The sequence below is a fragment of the Enterococcus sp. DIV1315a genome, assembly GCF_051712325.1.
Classification (GTDB): domain Bacteria; phylum Bacillota; class Bacilli; order Lactobacillales; family Enterococcaceae; genus Enterococcus; species Enterococcus faecalis.
In genome coordinates this window covers 949,498-966,418 of sequence record NZ_JBIOOS010000001.1, presented here as the reverse complement: position 1 = coordinate 966,418, position 16,921 = coordinate 949,498, and the positions used below count along the sequence as shown (strand labels likewise).

The window sequence follows — 16,921 nt, the reverse complement described above, 5'->3', positions numbered from 1 at the left end:
AATTATTTAGGAGGAAAATGATATGTCAACAAAAGATGTAAAAGAATTAGCGATTGAGCAAGCAAAAAAATTTGGGGGGAAATTAGAAGTCTGCCCTAAAGTTCCGATTGAAACAAAAGCAGATTTAGGAATTGCCTACACACCAGGTGTTGCGGCTGTTTCTTCTGCCATACATGAAAAAAAAGAACGCGCCTACGAATTAACAACAAAGAAAAACACCGTCGCCGTTATCAGTGATGGTTCAGCAGTTTTAGGTTTAGGTAACATTGGTCCTGAAGCAGCGATGCCTGTCATGGAAGGAAAAGCTGCATTGTTTAAACGCTTTGCTGGTGTGGATTCGATTCCCCTTGTTTTAGATACACAAGATACTGAAGAAATCATCCAAACAGTGAAGTTTTTGGCTCCAACCTTTGGAGGGATTAACTTGGAAGATATCAGCGCTCCTCGTTGTTTTGAAATTGAACAGCGTTTAATCGATGAACTAGATATTCCCGTTTTCCATGATGATCAACACGGGACAGCGATTGTTGTTCTAGCGGCTTTGTACAACAGCTTAAAATTAATCAACAAGAAAATAGAGGACATTCATGTGGTAATCAACGGCGGTGGCTCCGCTGGTCTTTCGATCACAAGAAAATTTTTAGCTGCTGGCGTAAAACATATTATCATTGTTGACCGTGCAGGGATTCTGAGCGAAACAGATACAGCTCTGCCACCACACCACGCAGAAATTGCGAAGCTAACCAATCGGGAACACCGTACCGGTGATTTAGCTACTGCTCTTGAAGGCGCTGATGTCTTTGTTGGTGTTTCGACACCAGGCGTTTTAAAACCTGAGTGGATTCAACAGATGAATGAGCAGCCAGTTATTTTTGCAATGGCTAACCCAGTTCCTGAAATTTTTCCTGATGAAGCTTTAGCGGCAGGCGCTTATATTGTCGGAACTGGTCGTAGTGACTTTCCGAATCAAATTAATAATGTGTTAGCTTTCCCTGGTATCTTCCGTGGTGCCTTAGATGCTCGGGCGAAAAAGATTACGATTGAAATGCAAATTGCCGCTGCCAAAGGTATTGCAAAATTGATACCCGATAATGAACTCACGCCGACCAATATTATTCCCGATCCATTCCAAGAAGGAGTCGCAAAAGTCGTCGCCGAAAGCGTCCGTAACGCTGTCAAAGAAACAAATTAAAAAGAGAAAAAAGGAACAACTTAACTCAAGAGGAGTTAGGTTGTTCCTTTTTTAAATCTGAAACGCTAATCTATTATTTAAAACTGATATTAAACTCTTGCATATCTTTTTCAATATAAGCAAGTAATTTTTTATTTTCAAAGAAACGTGTAAAGTAGTACGCAATACGATAATCTTCAACAGCATCTAGTCCTAGCATTTGTTTATTAAACGCTTTTTCGTATAATAAGCAATCTAAAGAATAAATAGAACTGTGTGTCCGATTAATTTCGATTCCTTTATCACTTAATTCAATACTCTTTGCATAGTCTTTAATTAATGAATAGAATTTTGCGGTATTATAATAAATACGACATTGCTCTAATGGATAATCTAATTTGAATTCGCTTAGCAATTGTAAAGATTTATCGTAATAAACTTTTGCTTTTTCAATATCATCTTCTAATTCATATAAAATACCAATCGCATTCATGCTCAAAATATTATAAATATTAATATCACGACTAATTTCAGAACCACGATGTAAATAGAACAATGCTTCGCTATTATTTTTCTTACCTAATAAACTCGTAATTCCTTTATAATAGAAAAATTTTGTTTCTAAAATTCTGTTTGAACTTTCGATATCATCTGGATAGTCTTTCAACAAATCATAGGCTTCATCGTGCTTAAAGTAAAAGCATAATTCTTCTACTTTATTTAATAAGCTTTCGAGTTTTTTCTCACTAGAACCTTCGATACATTCTTCCACTTGTAAGTCTAAACGTAGACATACAGATGAGAAAATGTCTAAACTGTCACACACATTTTTGTTTTCAATGTTACTAATTGTTGCTTGTGTACAAATTCCTTTTGCCAATTCAGCTTGCGATAATTTTTTCTTTTTACGCGCTGTTTTGATTTTTTCTCCCGCTACTCTCACAGTCAAAACTCCAATCTTTCTATTTTTTTTGTATTAAACATACCATCATTTTACAGATAATGTTATAATGAAGCTATCATAATAAAGGAGGTGAAATATATGTTTGATTTACTTGCTTTATTAACTGGAATTTCAGTTCGTGGCAATGCACCACACCAATAATTACGTGTTTGTTTAACTGAATTTCTGACGGCTCTACCTATGCCAGTAGGTGGAGCCATTTTTTTATTTAATATTATAAAATTAACAGTATTTCTGAAACCTCACACTTAGTATAACACAAATTATAAATTATGCTAGATAGTTACCAAATTAACGTCATTACAAGGATGTTACGTTTTTACAACATCTTGTAAAACTAGACAATGCTGTCCTTCTTTATCCATCACACTCAATGATAGTGATAGTATCTTATGATAGAAACAACATGTACATTATAACAATTATTATTAAGAAAGCTACTTCTCAATAGGAGAAGTAGCGCTTCTCTCGTTACAGTTTTACTCTTCTTCTTCAGCCATGAATGTATTGAAAACTTCTTCAATCATATCCCATTCAGCATCTGTTTCGATTTGCTGTAAATCGCCTTCTGTACCTTCTGCGTTTTCCACATATGAGTAAGCTTGCAATTCAACATCTTCATCCTCAGGAATTCCTGCTGGATATAATAAAACATAATTTTTACCGAATTCTTCTTGACCGTCAACAGTTAGTAAGATCTCGTATAATGTTTCATTTCCTTGTTCGTCTACTAAAGTAATGTGTTCATGTCCTTCGTGATCATGATCGTGGTTGTGTTCTGTCATTCTTCTTCTCTCCCTTGATGTATTCAAAGCTCGATAATTATCGGCTATGTGCATCTAAATAATTTTGTAGAATCATTACTGCCGCTAGTTTATCAATGACTTTTTTTCTTTTGGCTCTTGAAGCATCTGCTTGCTCCACCAAGAAACGCTCTGCTTGGACAGTTGTTAATCGTTCATCTTGATAGTCCACAGGTAATTGAAATAATTCTTGAATCTTATCACCATATGCCATGGATGCTTCAGCTCTAGGACCGATGGAATTATTCATGTTTTTCGGTAAACCTACGACAAATTTCGTGACTTCGTATTCTTTCACCAATTCACCTAATCGCTCAAAGCCGAAGTTCTCTTCCTCTTCATTGATGCGAATAATTTCGATGCCTTGCGCTGTCCAACCTAATAAATCACTAACAGCCACACCGACTGTCCGTGAACCTACATCTAGCCCCATGATCCTCATTTGATATCGATTCCGTGGTTTGCTAAGTAATATTTGGTTAATTCTTCCATGATTTCATCACGTTCATGACGACGAATTAAGTTTCGAGCATCTTGATAACGAGGAATGTAAGCCGGGTCCCCAGAAAGTAAATACCCTACTATTTGGTTAATAGGATTGTATCCCTTTTCTTCTAATGCCCGATATACGGTTTCTAACGTTTCACTGATTGCTTTTTTTCGATTATCATCAAAATCAAAGCGTACTGTTTCGTCTGTAAAACCCATTTTACTACACCTCACTTCTACTTTTATACAATTTCATTTTACTAGAAAAGAACCGAAACTACAAACAAAATTTCTTCTCCTTCTCTCTTTTTTGTTATTTCTTAGTCTTTTATTAATAAAGGCTTCGTAAAAAAATGACAGCCATCGATAATTTTAAAATTATAAAAACAAATACACAACTTTATAAAACAAGAATAAAACTCTGCTAAATCGCCAGAATATCACCTTTCCCTCCAATTCATTTTGCGAAAAAATCGACGTTTTTCTTTTAAAAACTTTTAAATATCTATGATTAAATAATATCAGCCTTTTAATGTTACAATTCGCTAACAATCTGTTTACGATGTAAATTTTCTATTGCAGCTGTTATTTATTTCCTCTTTTTGGTTCGTTTGTAGTACACTAGAAGAAAATACATAAAGTGAGGCTTGCTCAATGACTCCTGCTCATTTGGATTTACTTTTAGAAACCTGTTTGTTAGCTGGTAAAATTATGATAGAAAGCGATGCAGAAATGTACCGTGTTGAAGATACAATGAGCCGAATTGCGCTTGCTTCTGGCAACTATCGAATGGTTAGCTATGTGACACAAACCGGGTTATTTGTTGGCATAGATGGAACCTCCACGATTCGTATGGTTCAAGTAATGAAACGTGGCATTGATTTAGAAAAAATCTCTCGTGTGAATCAGCTGTCTCGTGCTTATGTGGCTGGTGATTTTTCTTTAGAGGAATTACTGAATAAACTAAAAGTGATTGATAGTGAACACCGACATTTTCCAATTAGCGCACGCATTGTTAGTGCGGCCGTTGTCAGCGCTACAATTATGATTCTTTTTGGTGGCGTCTGGTCCGATTTATTCTTGACTTTTCTGATTGGTGGTTGCGGCTATAGTCTTTATTATTTTAGTTTAAAGTTTCTCAAGATTAAATTTTTATCTGAATTTTTAGCTTCGCTGTTCATTGGTGCAGCCGCTATTCTTTCAGTCAAATTGGGACTGGGACAATCACAAGATTTAATCATCATTGGTTGTGTCATGCCTTTAGTGCCTGGTGTGCAAATTACCAATGCTCTTCGCGATTTGCTAGCTGGACACTACTTATCGGGTGTTTCTCGTGGGACTGAAGCATTAATGACTTCAGGAATGATTGGTTTTGGCATTGCTTTTGTCTTTCAACTTTTCTATTAAAAGGAGTGACTTACTTGCTAGGAATCGTTTTGGTACAATTTATCTTTAGTTTTTTAGCTTCTGCGGCGTTTGCAATTATTATTAATGTTCCTCGACGATCACTGGTGGCTTGTGGTCTAACTGGTAGTGTAAGCTGGATGCTTTATTGGGTAATCGTTGAAGTTTTTAGTGGAAATGCAGCATTAGGTTCCCTTATCGGTGCTGTCGGTGTTGCGGCAGTAAGCTACCTATTCTCAAAAATATTGAAAATGCCTGTCACGATTTTTAATATTCCTGGTATTGTTCCATTGGTACCTGGTGGCTTAGCTTATCAAGCTGTTCGGAATATCGTAATTGGCAATTATGAAAAAGGTGCCTATTTTACCGTGCAAGCTGTAATGATTGCTGGGGCAATTGCGTTAGGCTTAGTCGCTTCTGAGGTTTTCAATCAGAATATCCGCAGCTTTCGAGAAAAAAGAGAATCTTTGGGTTTTATTCGTCGTAAGCGCAACAAAATTAAAAAATAGATAGCAAAAAAGTTGGTTGCTTCCATTCGATAAGGAAGCAACCAACTTTTTTTAAAAGGAACGATAGACATATTGATTTTTTGGTGCTTGATCTGCTTTGACTTTCTCCACTTGCACAGTTGGTATTTGCCGTTTAAACGGTGGATAATAGGATAACTCAACCGTTCCGGTAATCGTTACCCAATCATTGTTTTGAAATTGAGTATGTTCAGGAAAATGAACCAACAAGCCAAAAACGCCAGAATCAGCGACACAATGAATAATCCCAAAACGGAAGACAAACTGGTCAACACTTTCTTCTCGTTTTGAATTATAGACAAAGCCTTTATAAGAAATCCTTTTCCCTGCAAATTGACTTGGATAATTATAGATTAGTTCCATAATTTCCAAATAGTTTTCATCCGTAATTGAAATCACAGATTGGCCATCATATTGTTTCATGGCTTTTGCCATCTGCTTGTCATAATCCGTCTTATTGAAATACATACTTGTATCAGGTTTCAAATATTGCGTTTGCATATCAGGATCCCCTACTGATTCTTTACTTACTGGAAAGTTAAATCCTTTTGCTTCAACAATTGTTGTGTCTAAACTAACTGTCGGAAATAATAAGCCAACAATCAACGGTAAAGAAAGTAGTAAATAGGCAAGCCCTCTTTGGCTGGGTTTTTCCAAATTATGCTGATGGCCATGATGTTCATGTCCCCCATGTTGGTGCATGTCTTCATGTTTTTTTTGCATTGATGGATCTGCTTGGTTCCACAAAATCAATTGGACAATCGCCATAATAAAAGCTAAAACCATTGATAAAACAGCTAAGTAATTATAATGAATATTGATATATTGGTTCAGTTCACCTGAAATTTGAAGATACATCATCAACCCCATATATCCAATTAAAATAATAAATCGTATCATCGATTGTAGGCCTCCTTTCTAAACTACTGCCGCATAAATAGTTACGACAAGCGCCACTATCAAAACAAATTGTACAATGAATGACATTTTAAAATAACGTTTCATCATCAATAAATTTTTAATATCTACCATTGGACCAAAAACTAAGAAGGCGACAATTGGTCCTGTGCCAAATAAACTCAAAAGAGAAGAACCAATAAATGCATCTGCTTCTGAACAAAGTGATAGAGTGGCAGCGATGACTAGCATGACTAGAATCGCTAAAATCTTTGAATGGCCTAATTGCATAAGCGCACCAGTTGGGATATAGGTTTGCATGATTGCTGCTAACAAAGAACCAAAAATTAAATAACGACCCGTATCAAAAAATTCATCAATACTATGGGTTAACGCTGACCAGCCGTTTTTCCAAAATGAACGAGCTTCATCAACGTGTTCATGCGTATGAGCAACCTGCTCTTCTTTAATCTGCGCCAACTCTTTTTCTGTTAAAATTGATTCTTTTCGAAAATAAGCTAACCAAATGCCGATAACCCACGCGACAACCATACTACCTAAAACTCGCCAAATCACAAATTTTGTTGCGCCACTAAAGGCTACGTATGTTGAAAATAGCACAATTGGATTAATGATTGGTGCCGTTAACATAAAAGCAAAAGCGGTATGTGTTGGTACATCTTTTTTAACAAATTGATGCACAATTGGGACGATCCCGCATTCACAAGAAGGGAAGAAAAACCCTAGGAAACTCCCTACACAAATTGATAAAAATTTATTTTTAGGTAACACTTTTTTTACTCGTTCTGGTGTTAAAAAAACATGTAAAGCGCCTGAAATCAAGCAACCTAACATGACAAAAGGCAATGCTTCGATAATAATCGAAAGAAAAATAGTGCTCATCTGTAAAACAGAGTTTGGTAAAAATTGAAACATTATAGACCTCCCACTAGTAAAAATCTAGTTAACTATACTCCTAACACCAGACAAACACAAGTATTTGTCAAAAAATTAACTAAGAGTTTAAAAGTATTATCACCGATGTCTCTGTCAAACCAGCTGGATAAAAGAAAAAAAATGAGCATGGGACAAAAATCACTTTGGATTTTTGCTCCACGCTCAAAAACTGATAAACCACCATTATTCTAAATTTGAAATAACTCTGAGGCTGAATCGGGGTCTGTATCATATACCTTAAATGCTTCACCGACGCCTAAATCCTTTTGCTTCAAAGTAGACTCCATGGCCATTCGCGCATGAAGTTTCGTATTATTTTCTTTGCTAAGATGACCTAAATAAATGCGTTTTGTTTTATCACCTAATACATCCGCCATCACAAGAGCACCATCATCATTGGATAAATGGCCTTTATCTCCTAAAATCCGTTGTTTAAGACTCCATGGATAAGGTCCTGCTCGCAAAATTTCAATTTCATGATTGCTTTCGACTAAATAAGCATCTGCATTTTCAATCGTACCACGAATATGATCGCTACAATAACCTGTATCCGTTAGAACAACAAAGGAACGATTATTGCGATGAAAACGATAAAATTGAGGCGCAATCGCATCATGTGAGACACCAAAACTTTCAATGTCCATATCTCCCAAGGTCAAAACTTTGCCCATTTCAAAAATATGTTTTTGAGCGACATCGACTTTGCCAATCATGGGATCCATCGCTTGCCACGTTTTTTCATTAGCATAGACATCTAACTTATATTTTCGCGCTAACACGCCAACGCCGTGAATGTGATCCCGATGTTCATGTGTAACTAAAATCGCATCTAAATCTTCTGGTTTGCGATTGACTTCTGCTAACAGTGAAGTGATTTTTTTGCCACTTAAACCCGCATCTACTAATACTTTCTTTTGGTTGGTTTCAATAAAAAGGGAATTGCCTGTACTGCCACTGGCAAGAACACTGATATTAAAAGCAAACTCTGAATCCATTTAAAACTCTTCCCTTCTACATTACAACATTAACGTGTTTCATTATACAACGGACCTTAATGTTTTTCCACCTTTGGCACAGTATTATTTGTGATGATGGTATTACTTACGGCATTCACCTGTTCAATTTCAACTGAATCTTCACCAGTAGAAATTCCTACAAACCAGACTGGAACGTATACATTTTTCTCACGAATTTTATAAATTCTTGAATAGGCCAATTTAATGAATGTTATTTTGGAATTACTAGGAATCCGGTTATTCATATAGAGCGTGTCTATCGCATCACGATTGGAATATAAATCCGTTTTGTCCCGTAACTCTTCAATATTTTCAATGTGCGTTTGCGAATATTTACTAATTTTCCATAATTCACCTGACGTATCTGCTAAAATACTTAATTTTGCCGTGTCGTCTCTAAAAGGAATTCCTTTATACGATTGTGCAGCCACAATTTCTGCCGTCGGCTCTTTTAAATGAGAAAATTCTGGTAAGTATTGATATTCGTCTCCGAATAATAAAGCATTTTTTTCATTTAAAAAGGTACTTAAATCTTTATCAATTTTCTTAGGATCAATAAAATAGTTTTTACTAGGTACACTCGTTAAAGTATTATCCGCAATTTGCAGCCCATTTCTCAAAAAGTTTTTATTCTTTTCACGTTGGATTTTTAAAGCAGCAGAAAAATTGGTTTGTTCGCCACTTAAATAATAGCCTTCCAATCGTTCTGAAGAAAGTGTCCCTTTATACGAGATGTTATCTTTTTCCAACCGACTTTCAATCGATTCTGTTTGGCTGGAAGAAGAGACGTTGCTCTCCTCTTGTTGACCTTCCCGATAAATTCCAAATAAAAAAATATTTAATCCTAAAAATGCTAAGAAGAAAATCCACTCAATTCGTTTAAAATCCATTAGCCCACCTCCAAGCTTGGTAATTGTTTTACCAAGTCCGTTGCAGTGTACCAATTGTTGTTATAAAGGACATACCATTCCGGACTTAAATCAACGACTTGTTTGACTTCTTCAATTGTCTGCCACGTATAACCGATAACAGCCGATTGGATTTTTTCCTTTTTAGCACCAGCTGTTTCTAAACGCTTAATCAATTTTTCCGTGCTTTCCAGCGTCACTTCTTCTTCTGAAGGGATCGGCACTTGGATCGTATTCACACTTGTGTTAATGGTTACGCTTGGCGCAGCACCATCATTGTTCGTGATGCGAATATCCACTTGGCCTTTTAAATCATTACTGAACACTGGGAAACCTTCCACAAAAGTCCGATAATTGACACTATCTTTCGTTCGATCAAAGTAACGTAAATTCCCCATATTGGTTCCTAAACGTTTTACATAAGAAAAGCTTTGATTATAGATTGAATCCCGTTTATTCTCTTCTGGCAAGGTCCCTTTAAAATCGATTTTTCCCAGTTTTTCTTCTGCAAACAATCGTTCTTCTTTACTCGTGTAGGTTAAGTCTTGACTGTCTTCATTGGTTTGGATATCTTCCGTTTCATTGAAAAAAGCATTCCTAAAACGAGTAACTGGTTGCGAAGCTAAGATATAACTGTACTTTTTCAACTTCATATCATTGGTTAAATAACATTGCCCTTGTTTGGTTAGCGTATTTTCGGAAACGTCTTGATATTGTAATCCCTCTTTATTGATAATTCCGATTAAGCGCGCCTTATTGACAGTCATGGGCGCTTCATAGACGTTGGCTTGGTCATAATCTAAAAAACGTATCTTATTTTCGTTAAAATCCAATTGAATTTTCGTAAAATACTGGTCCGTCAACTCATTAAAGTTAGTAAAATTAATGGATAGATTATAAATCGAAGCATAGTCCGAGATTAAAAAGGGACCTTGATAAAGAAGTTCAATGCCTTGTTCCATTTGGTTGTAGCGCTTAAGTTGCTCTGCATTTTTTGTCACAACTTGTGTCAATTTACCAAACGTAGCCATTTTAATATCATTTTGAACATTACTAATTAATGTTTCACGATTACTTTGCATCGCTTTTCCATCAGTTATTCGAATCAATTGCAAAGGTAAATAGACATCGCCAATGGCTTTTTCATTGACAGCTGTTGTGACTTGGCTTCCCGACTTCATTTCTGGTATTTTTTTGGCAGAATTCAGCCAGATATTGACTGAAAAATATATACTTAAAATGACCATTAAAATCAAGCCAATTCTTGTAATCCATTCTGATAATTTCATCATTCCCACCAATCCTCTTCATAAGGTTCATATGGTAGTGAAATATAGAAAGTCGATCCTTCACCTTCTGTACTTTCCACCCAAATACTCCCGTTATGGGCCCGAATTACTTCTTTAGAAATTGCTAAACCTAAACCAGTCCCACCTTGTGCTCGCGCACGTGCTTTATCCACACGATAAAAACGCTCGAAGACTTTCCCGAGATCTTTTTTAGGGATGCCCAAACCTTGGTCCGAGATACTAAAAACGACATTATTATGTGTTTCAACTAGTCGGCAGGTAATGACGCCGCCATCTGGCGAATACTTAATCGCATTGTTCAAAATGTTGTCTAAAACCTGAATTACTTTGTCTGTATCTAACTCTACCCATAAATCGCGTTTAGTAAATTCACGGCGAATTTTGTAATTTTTTTGCTCATTTTCAATCATCATATCAAAGCGATCCAAGACAAAATTAATCAATTCGTTAAAATTCACATACTCTAATTGAAGATGTGTATTCCCAGAGTCCATCCGAGATAAATTTAACAAATCATTAATCATACGAATCATCCGGTCGGTTTCTTCTAACGTGACTTTTAAGAAATTCGGCGCAATCTCAGGGTTTTCCCAAGCTCCTTCACTCAAAGCCTCTATATAACTACGCATACTTGTCAAAGGCGTTCGCAACTCATGAGAAACATTGGAAACAAATTCCCGTCTTTCCCGTTCGTTTTTTTCCTGTTCTGTGACGTCATGAAGTACGCAAACTAAGCCAGTAATAAATCCTGATTCCCGACGAATCATTGTAAAGTCTACCCGGATAATCATTTGGTCTTCTTCACGATCAGACGTTGAGCGATCAATCAGCAGTTCATCTGGCTCTTCTAACAGCTTCCGCAATGTGTAATCTTCTTCAATATCTAACAACTCTAATAACGAGGTCCCAATCACATTTTCATTTTTTACATTTAATAATGAAAGGGCCATCTCATTAATCGTAATCACCTTTCCGCGGCGATCCGTCGCAATGACACCATCTGTCATATGCGTTAAGACACTATCTAAACGATTTCTTTCTGCTTCCATTGTTTCTTGTGCTTCTTCAATCCGTTCTGATAATTGATTAAATGTTTCTGCTAATTGGCCTAATTCATCTTTTCCATGGACTTCTACTTTTCCAGCGTAATCACCACGAGCGATTCGAATGGCTTGCTCGCGCATTTCCCCAATCGGCTTCGTGATTGATCGTGCAATCAGTAAGGTCACAATAATCGAGATTGCTGCGGCAATAATAGAAGCAGTGAAAAAGATACTTGCTGTGTTGGTAATTTCTTGGTATTTATTTTCTAAATTACTTTTCACATAAAGGACACCAATCACTGTTTCTCCAGTAGGCGATTGAATCGGCTGAACATTCACATACACGCGTTTATCATTATCTAAAGCTTGATATTTTTTACTCGTAAAGTCATTTAAATCACGATAATCATTCTTTTTCCCAATAATATTTTGTTGATTTAAATCATTGGTTGCCCGAATAATCCCTTTATCATCGACAATTCTCGCTTCAGAAATGTCTGCATTTGAAAAATCAGATAACGCTTTTTTCAAATTTGCATCAACGTCACTACGTTCGAGATCTTTGTTGCTCATCTGCGTGCTTAACGTATTTGACAATTGGACAACCTGGGAATCCATATTTTTCTTAAAATCGGAAATTGTAGTGGCTTCCAATTCACGAATGAAATAGCCACCAATGATTTGAATCGCGATTAGTAACAGCAGAATAAATGATAAAGCAATCTTAAAATTAACAGATTGAAAAAAGTGAACTTTTTTCTTCATACCTGATTACTCCTGTTCAGGATTTCTTAGATAATAACCAACCCCACGACGAGTAACTAAATACGTTGGATGACTTGGACTATCTTCAATTTTTTCTCTTAAACGACGTACGGTTACGTCCACTGTCCGCACATCACCAAAATAATCATAACCCCAAACGGTTTGTAATAAATGTTCACGAGTCATCACTTGTCCGATATGTTTTGCTAAGTAATAAAGTAACTCAAATTCACGGTGGGTTAATTCAATTTTTTCACCCCGTTTTGAGACCATGTATGCATCAGGATGAATGGTTAAATCACCAATCGTTAATTCAGATTGCGTTGTCACCTCGGCTTCTTTCGCATTGGTTGCACCTCGCCGTAAATTGGCTTTTACACGAGCAACTAATTCACGATTTGAAAATGGTTTCGTTACATAGTCATCGGCTCCTAATTCTAATCCTAAAACCTTATCAATTTCAGAATCTTTGGCAGTCACCATAATGATTGGCATATCATGTGTTTTGCGCACTTCTCGCGCGACTTCTAAGCCATCCATTTTAGGGAGCATTAAGTCTAAAATAATTAAGTCTGGTTCCACTTCTTCCACTTTTTCAAGTGCTTCTTCTCCATCATAAGCAGTAAATACTTCATATCCTTCTTTAACCAAATTATATTTAACGATCTCTGAAATTGGCTTCTCGTCATCAACTACTAAAATTTTCTTCACAAAGAGACACCTCTTTTTCCTTCTAATCTTATTTGATACTTTCCTATTATACCTTATTTTGATGATGTTTTCATCTTTGGTTAAAAATGCGCCTTTAGGTTCTCCTAGTATAACAAAAAAAGAATCTCTGACAACAATTGACGCTTGTTATCAAAGATTCTTCTTTCGCTAATCTATTCTTCCGTATCTAAGACGAATTTTGCTACAAGAGCGGCTAATAATCCACCAATTAATGGCGCAACGATAAAAATCCACAACTCAGATAACGCTGAACCACCCGCAAAAACGGCTGGCGCGATGCTACGAGCTGGGTTGACAGAAGTTCCTGTCAAAGGAATACCGACTAAGTGAATCATTGTTAATGTTAACCCAATTACGATTCCCGCTAATGAAGCATTGCCTTTCTTAGCACTTGTAACTGTCATGACAACTAAAACAAAAATAAATGTTAAAATAATTTCGACTGTCAATGCACCAGCAACACTTAATTCCCCTACGCCATTTTGACCTAAGTTCTCAATACTTTTACCAGCACCTTTTAGAATGCTTAATAATGCAAATGAGGCAATCAAGCCGCCAACAATTTGTCCCACTACATAGTAGATTAGTTCCATTGTTGTCATTCGTTTATTAAGCCACATTCCTATAGAAACAGCTGGATTTAGATGTGCACCTGAAATTGTGCCAATACTATAGGCAGCAGCAACGATTGTTAACCCAAATGCTAAGGCAATCCCCGTTGTTCCAATCCCTTCCATACCATTTCCTAGAACGGCTGTTCCTGTCCCAAAAAAGACAAGAATAAATGTTCCTAAACATTCTGCTATTGCTTTTTTCACAAAAAATTCCCCCTTTGTAGACAAATTGTAACACATTCGTGAAATTTTCAATATAATTTTCGTTGTTTTTCCAGCAAAATGATATTTCTATGAAAAAGAGAAATCTTAAATGAAAAATCCCCTCAAAAAAATTTGAGGGGATTTTTCATTTAATTAATCATTTAATAACTGTATGCCAACACCTAAAAGTCCTGGTCCTGTATGAACAACTAATGCCGGACTAATTGTTCCAAAGTAAATTTCTTCTGCTTGTGGAAAAGCTGCTTTCAAGCGTTCCATCATTGCTTTTGCTTCTTCCTCTGCCGCACCGTGAGCGACTGCCAAACGGAAACGGGGTGCCTCACCTATAAAGTTCGTCACCAACTCAAACGTTTTATCAAGACTTTTTTTACGGCCGCGAGACTTAGCCACCGTATAGTAAATGCCTTCTTCATTACAAGAAATAATGGGGTTTAATTTTAGCGCATTCCCTAAAATAGAAGTGACTAAACCAATTCGTCCACCTTTTTGTAGATATTCTAAAGTGGCTACATTAAAAAATACTTTTGCGTTGGCTACTTCTTCTGTTAATTTTTGTTGTAATTCTTGCCATTCTAATCCTGTTTCAATTAATTCTGCTGCTCGTATCGCCTGAATACCAGCCCCGATACCAATGTTCTTTGTATCTAAAACAAATACATCTAGTCCTTCGGTTTGTTCTCCAAGCAAGCGAACCACATTATACGTTCCACTTAAACCACTAGAAATGGTCACCGCTAAGACTTTTTCGTAACCCGCTTCTTTAATTTTGTCAAAAATAGCTTGGATTGTTGCACCATCAGGTAATGAAGTACTAGGGATTTCTTTCTCTAAACGTTGATACACTTCTTCTGGTGTAATATCTACCTTATCTGTATAGGTTTTTTCAGGATAAATAATCTGTAAAGGCAAGACATACATGCCGTATTGTTTGACTAATGCCTCTGGAACATCTGTTCCAGAATCAACCAGTAGTGCGATCTTTTCTTTATTCATGTGTCATCTCATCCATTTCTTTTAAGTATTCTTGTTCCAATTCAATCACTTTTTCACTAAACATTTTAGTAGCAAAAGACATTGTCGCTGCTTTTACAGCCAAATATTCAATCCCCATAGGTTCTTGTGATTTGGCCTGAACTTCTTTTTCTTGCGCTTGAGCAGCAATCACATAAATCGCTCGTTCCTGTTCTTGACAAAATAAATTGTACGCTTCACGAATACCAACCGTGGCTCCTTGGAATAAAATGCCTTGCTTAATTTCTGGCAATGTTAACACTTGTTTCAACAACGTAATCGCAATTAAAAACGCTAAATGCTTTTGATTGTAGCGCTTTTTCACTGGGGCCGGGATTAACCCGTGTTTGACATAATTATTAACCATTGAGGACGTTAACAAAGTATGTTTTTCCAGTGTAATCAATGGGGATAAGTATTTTTCTATCAGAGTAATCACTTGATCCATATATAATTCAATGTCTGGTAACTCATGCCATCTTGGCAAATGAACGTTTTCCAATTGTTGGCCCCAATCTTGTAGTGATTTTTCTATCTCGTCCATAAAAACCCTCCTAACCATTTCTAAAAAAGAATATCATACTTTTGACAATTATTCAATCTAGTTTTTAAAACTAGATTGAATAAAAAAGAAAAGCGAGCAATTTTGGAATTGTTCACTTTTCTCTCTTTATTTTTTTAAAGAACGTTTTCCGATTAAAATACCTATCAAAAACAGGCCTTCTAATAAAACAAAAAACAAGATAAAACAATGCATAAAGTAGGCTTCAGGTAAGGCATTGATAATCGGATCAGTCAGCGGATTAAATAACCAAGCATCGTTGTTAAAAAATAATCCATGAAACGCAATAAAAAATTGATCAAAGCCAATCAGCATGAAAAAGCCAAAAAGCACAGGCAAAAACATTCCCCACTGAAATGGCCGTATCAATGTCCATAAACGCTGATTTTTTACCAAATATTTTAAATAAAGGACACTAGGCAACAACGTAACTAGTAATACGCCATAGCACAATAAAAACAATTTTTTCACTTCATAAAAATGAAAAGCCGCGCTATCAGACATTGGGAAATCAGGAAATACTAATGTTTTTTCAAAAGGATTGTTTAAGTACATCATTAAATGATCGTAATTTTTAATCAAGGTCACACGATCAACCTCTACGTCTTTTAAAATATTTAAGTGTTGGATATCAAAAAGATACAATGGACGAAAATTAATCGTGATCGTGATACTTAAAGCCACAATCGTTAAAAACAAACAAATGAGTCCAAGCGTTTCCCTTAAACGCAATTTCGACCTCATCATACTCAAAAAGTCCATTCATCTAAGGAATCAACAACATAGGTTGGTGGCGTTGGTAAAGTTGGAACAGCTGACTTAGGGGTAAAACCTGATGTAACTAACAAGCTATCAATACCATTTTGAATCCCTGATTGAATATCGGTTTCATAATTATCTCCAACCATAATCACTTGCTCTTTTTCCACGCCTAAATGCGCAATCGCTCGTTCCATGATAATCGCTTTTGGTTTGCCAATATAAACTGGTTTTGTTTGAGTAGCTGTCTCCACAAACGTCACAACTGAACCTGCACCAGGTAATAAGCCTCTTTCTGTCGGAATGTTCTTATCTGGATTGGTCCCAATAAACAACGCCCCTTTTTGAATGGCTAAGGTAGCTAAAACCACTTTTTCGTAAGATAATTCTGTATCAAGTCCCACGACAACATAATCAGGATTTGTTTCATCCCATTCAAAACCTGCTTCTAAAATTAAGTCAATTAAACCAGCCTCGCCGATGACAAAGACTTTCTTGCCCCGATTGGTTTCTTTCATGTAATCAATCGTCGCTAAAGTCGCTGTATAAACAAGGGATGCTGGGACATGAATATCAAATTCATTTGCTAAACGTTGTGCCACTGTTTCAGGAGATTTAGTGGTATTATTCGTTACAAATAAAAAAGGCAAATCTTTTTCCTGTAACTGCTCGACAAAACGTTTTCCAGCTGGAATTGGTTCTTTTCCTAAATAAATCGTTCCATCTAAATCAATTAAATATCCTTGATAGTCTTTTTTCACTCT

19 protein-coding genes are annotated in these 16,921 nt (G+C 36.3%); 3 read left to right on the top strand and 16 right to left on the bottom strand.

Annotation, left to right across the window (positions count from 1 at the left end; all coding sequences use genetic code 11):
• The first annotated feature begins 22 nt into the window (after window positions 1-22).
• The gene (locus IGJ03_RS04720) at window positions 23-1,192 is read left to right on the top strand and encodes an NAD(P)-dependent malic enzyme (protein WP_375804686.1); all 1,170 of its coding nucleotides are present in this window, start codon (window positions 23-25) and stop codon (window positions 1,190-1,192) included.
• Window positions 1,193-1,265: 73 nt separating this feature from the next.
• Here the strand turns inward: IGJ03_RS04720 and IGJ03_RS04715 are convergent, their stop codons facing one another.
• The 4 genes from IGJ03_RS04715 to ireB form a co-directional block, all read right to left on the bottom strand.
• A complete protein-coding gene (locus IGJ03_RS04715; protein WP_002382173.1) occupies window positions 1,266-2,114 on the bottom strand; it encodes a helix-turn-helix domain-containing protein in 849 nt (282 codons plus the stop codon).
• 500 nt (window positions 2,115-2,614) lie between these two features.
• Entirely contained in the window at window positions 2,615-2,920 is a 306-nt protein-coding gene (locus tag IGJ03_RS04710; protein ID WP_002357933.1) for a DUF1292 domain-containing protein, read from the bottom strand.
• Between the two features lie 37 nt (window positions 2,921-2,957).
• On the bottom strand, window positions 2,958-3,380 hold the full coding sequence (gene ruvX, locus IGJ03_RS04705) for a Holliday junction resolvase RuvX (RefSeq protein WP_002357936.1): 423 nt from the start codon (window positions 3,378-3,380) through the stop codon (window positions 2,958-2,960).
• Window positions 3,377-3,646: a regulatory phosphoprotein IreB gene (gene ireB, locus IGJ03_RS04700; protein ID WP_002357937.1), complete on the bottom strand. Its 270-nt coding sequence runs from the start codon at window positions 3,644-3,646 to the stop codon at window positions 3,377-3,379. The genes ruvX and ireB overlap by 4 nt, the downstream gene beginning before the upstream one ends.
• Before the next feature lie 435 nt (window positions 3,647-4,081).
• Between ireB and IGJ03_RS04695 the strand changes: the two genes are divergently transcribed.
• On the top strand, window positions 4,082-4,834 hold the full coding sequence (locus IGJ03_RS04695) for a threonine/serine exporter family protein (RefSeq protein WP_002357938.1): 753 nt from the start codon (window positions 4,082-4,084) through the stop codon (window positions 4,832-4,834).
• Between the two features lie 5 nt (window positions 4,835-4,839).
• Window positions 4,840-5,340 carry a threonine/serine exporter family protein gene (locus IGJ03_RS04690; RefSeq protein ID WP_002382172.1) on the top strand — a complete coding sequence of 167 codons (501 nt, stop codon included), beginning with the start codon at window positions 4,840-4,842 and terminating at the stop codon, window positions 5,338-5,340.
• 51 nt (window positions 5,341-5,391) lie between these two features.
• On the opposite strand, the gene IGJ03_RS04685 is transcribed toward IGJ03_RS04690, so the two are convergent.
• The 12 genes from IGJ03_RS04685 to IGJ03_RS04630 form a co-directional block, all read right to left on the bottom strand.
• The gene (locus IGJ03_RS04685) at window positions 5,392-6,258 is read right to left on the bottom strand and encodes a TIGR03943 family putative permease subunit (protein WP_002357940.1); all 867 of its coding nucleotides are present in this window, start codon (window positions 6,256-6,258) and stop codon (window positions 5,392-5,394) included.
• A gap of 18 nt (window positions 6,259-6,276) precedes the next feature.
• The gene (locus IGJ03_RS04680) at window positions 6,277-7,191 is read right to left on the bottom strand and encodes a permease (protein WP_425135824.1); all 915 of its coding nucleotides are present in this window, start codon (window positions 7,189-7,191) and stop codon (window positions 6,277-6,279) included.
• Window positions 7,192-7,400: 209 nt separating this feature from the next.
• On the bottom strand, window positions 7,401-8,207 hold the full coding sequence (locus IGJ03_RS04675; RefSeq protein WP_002357943.1) for an MBL fold metallo-hydrolase: 807 nt from the start codon (window positions 8,205-8,207) through the stop codon (window positions 7,401-7,403).
• 56 nt (window positions 8,208-8,263) lie between these two features.
• Complete coding sequence (locus IGJ03_RS04670) at window positions 8,264-9,118, bottom strand: two-component system regulatory protein YycI (RefSeq protein ID WP_002365516.1); 855 nt, start codon at window positions 9,116-9,118, stop codon at window positions 8,264-8,266.
• The gene (locus IGJ03_RS04665; RefSeq protein WP_104866608.1) at window positions 9,118-10,428 is read right to left on the bottom strand and encodes a YycH family regulatory protein; all 1,311 of its coding nucleotides are present in this window, start codon (window positions 10,426-10,428) and stop codon (window positions 9,118-9,120) included. The genes IGJ03_RS04670 and IGJ03_RS04665 overlap by 1 nt, the downstream gene beginning before the upstream one ends.
• Window positions 10,425-12,254 (bottom strand): cell wall metabolism sensor histidine kinase WalK, encoded by a 1,830-nt coding sequence (walK, locus tag IGJ03_RS04660; protein ID WP_002357946.1) that lies wholly within the window; start codon window positions 12,252-12,254, stop codon window positions 10,425-10,427. Before walK ends, IGJ03_RS04665 begins: the two co-directional genes overlap by 4 nt.
• Before the next feature lie 6 nt (window positions 12,255-12,260).
• A complete protein-coding gene (gene yycF, locus IGJ03_RS04655) occupies window positions 12,261-12,965 on the bottom strand; it encodes a response regulator YycF (RefSeq protein ID WP_002357947.1) in 705 nt (234 codons plus the stop codon).
• 173 nt (window positions 12,966-13,138) lie between these two features.
• Window positions 13,139-13,840 carry an MIP/aquaporin family protein gene (locus tag IGJ03_RS04650; RefSeq protein ID WP_002408099.1) on the bottom strand — a complete coding sequence of 234 codons (702 nt, stop codon included), beginning with the start codon at window positions 13,838-13,840 and terminating at the stop codon, window positions 13,139-13,141.
• Window positions 13,841-13,957: 117 nt separating this feature from the next.
• The gene (locus IGJ03_RS04645; protein WP_202564617.1) at window positions 13,958-14,818 is read right to left on the bottom strand and encodes a DegV family protein; all 861 of its coding nucleotides are present in this window, start codon (window positions 14,816-14,818) and stop codon (window positions 13,958-13,960) included.
• On the bottom strand, window positions 14,811-15,380 hold the full coding sequence (locus tag IGJ03_RS04640) for a DUF1836 domain-containing protein (RefSeq protein WP_002361647.1): 570 nt from the start codon (window positions 15,378-15,380) through the stop codon (window positions 14,811-14,813). The genes IGJ03_RS04645 and IGJ03_RS04640 overlap by 8 nt, the downstream gene beginning before the upstream one ends.
• Before the next feature lie 126 nt (window positions 15,381-15,506).
• A complete protein-coding gene (locus tag IGJ03_RS04635; protein WP_002382167.1) occupies window positions 15,507-16,160 on the bottom strand; it encodes a TIGR01906 family membrane protein in 654 nt (217 codons plus the stop codon).
• Complete coding sequence (locus tag IGJ03_RS04630) at window positions 16,148-16,918, bottom strand: TIGR01457 family HAD-type hydrolase (RefSeq protein WP_002357953.1); 771 nt, start codon at window positions 16,916-16,918, stop codon at window positions 16,148-16,150. The genes IGJ03_RS04635 and IGJ03_RS04630 overlap by 13 nt, the downstream gene beginning before the upstream one ends.
• Window positions 16,919-16,921 lie beyond the last annotated feature (3 nt).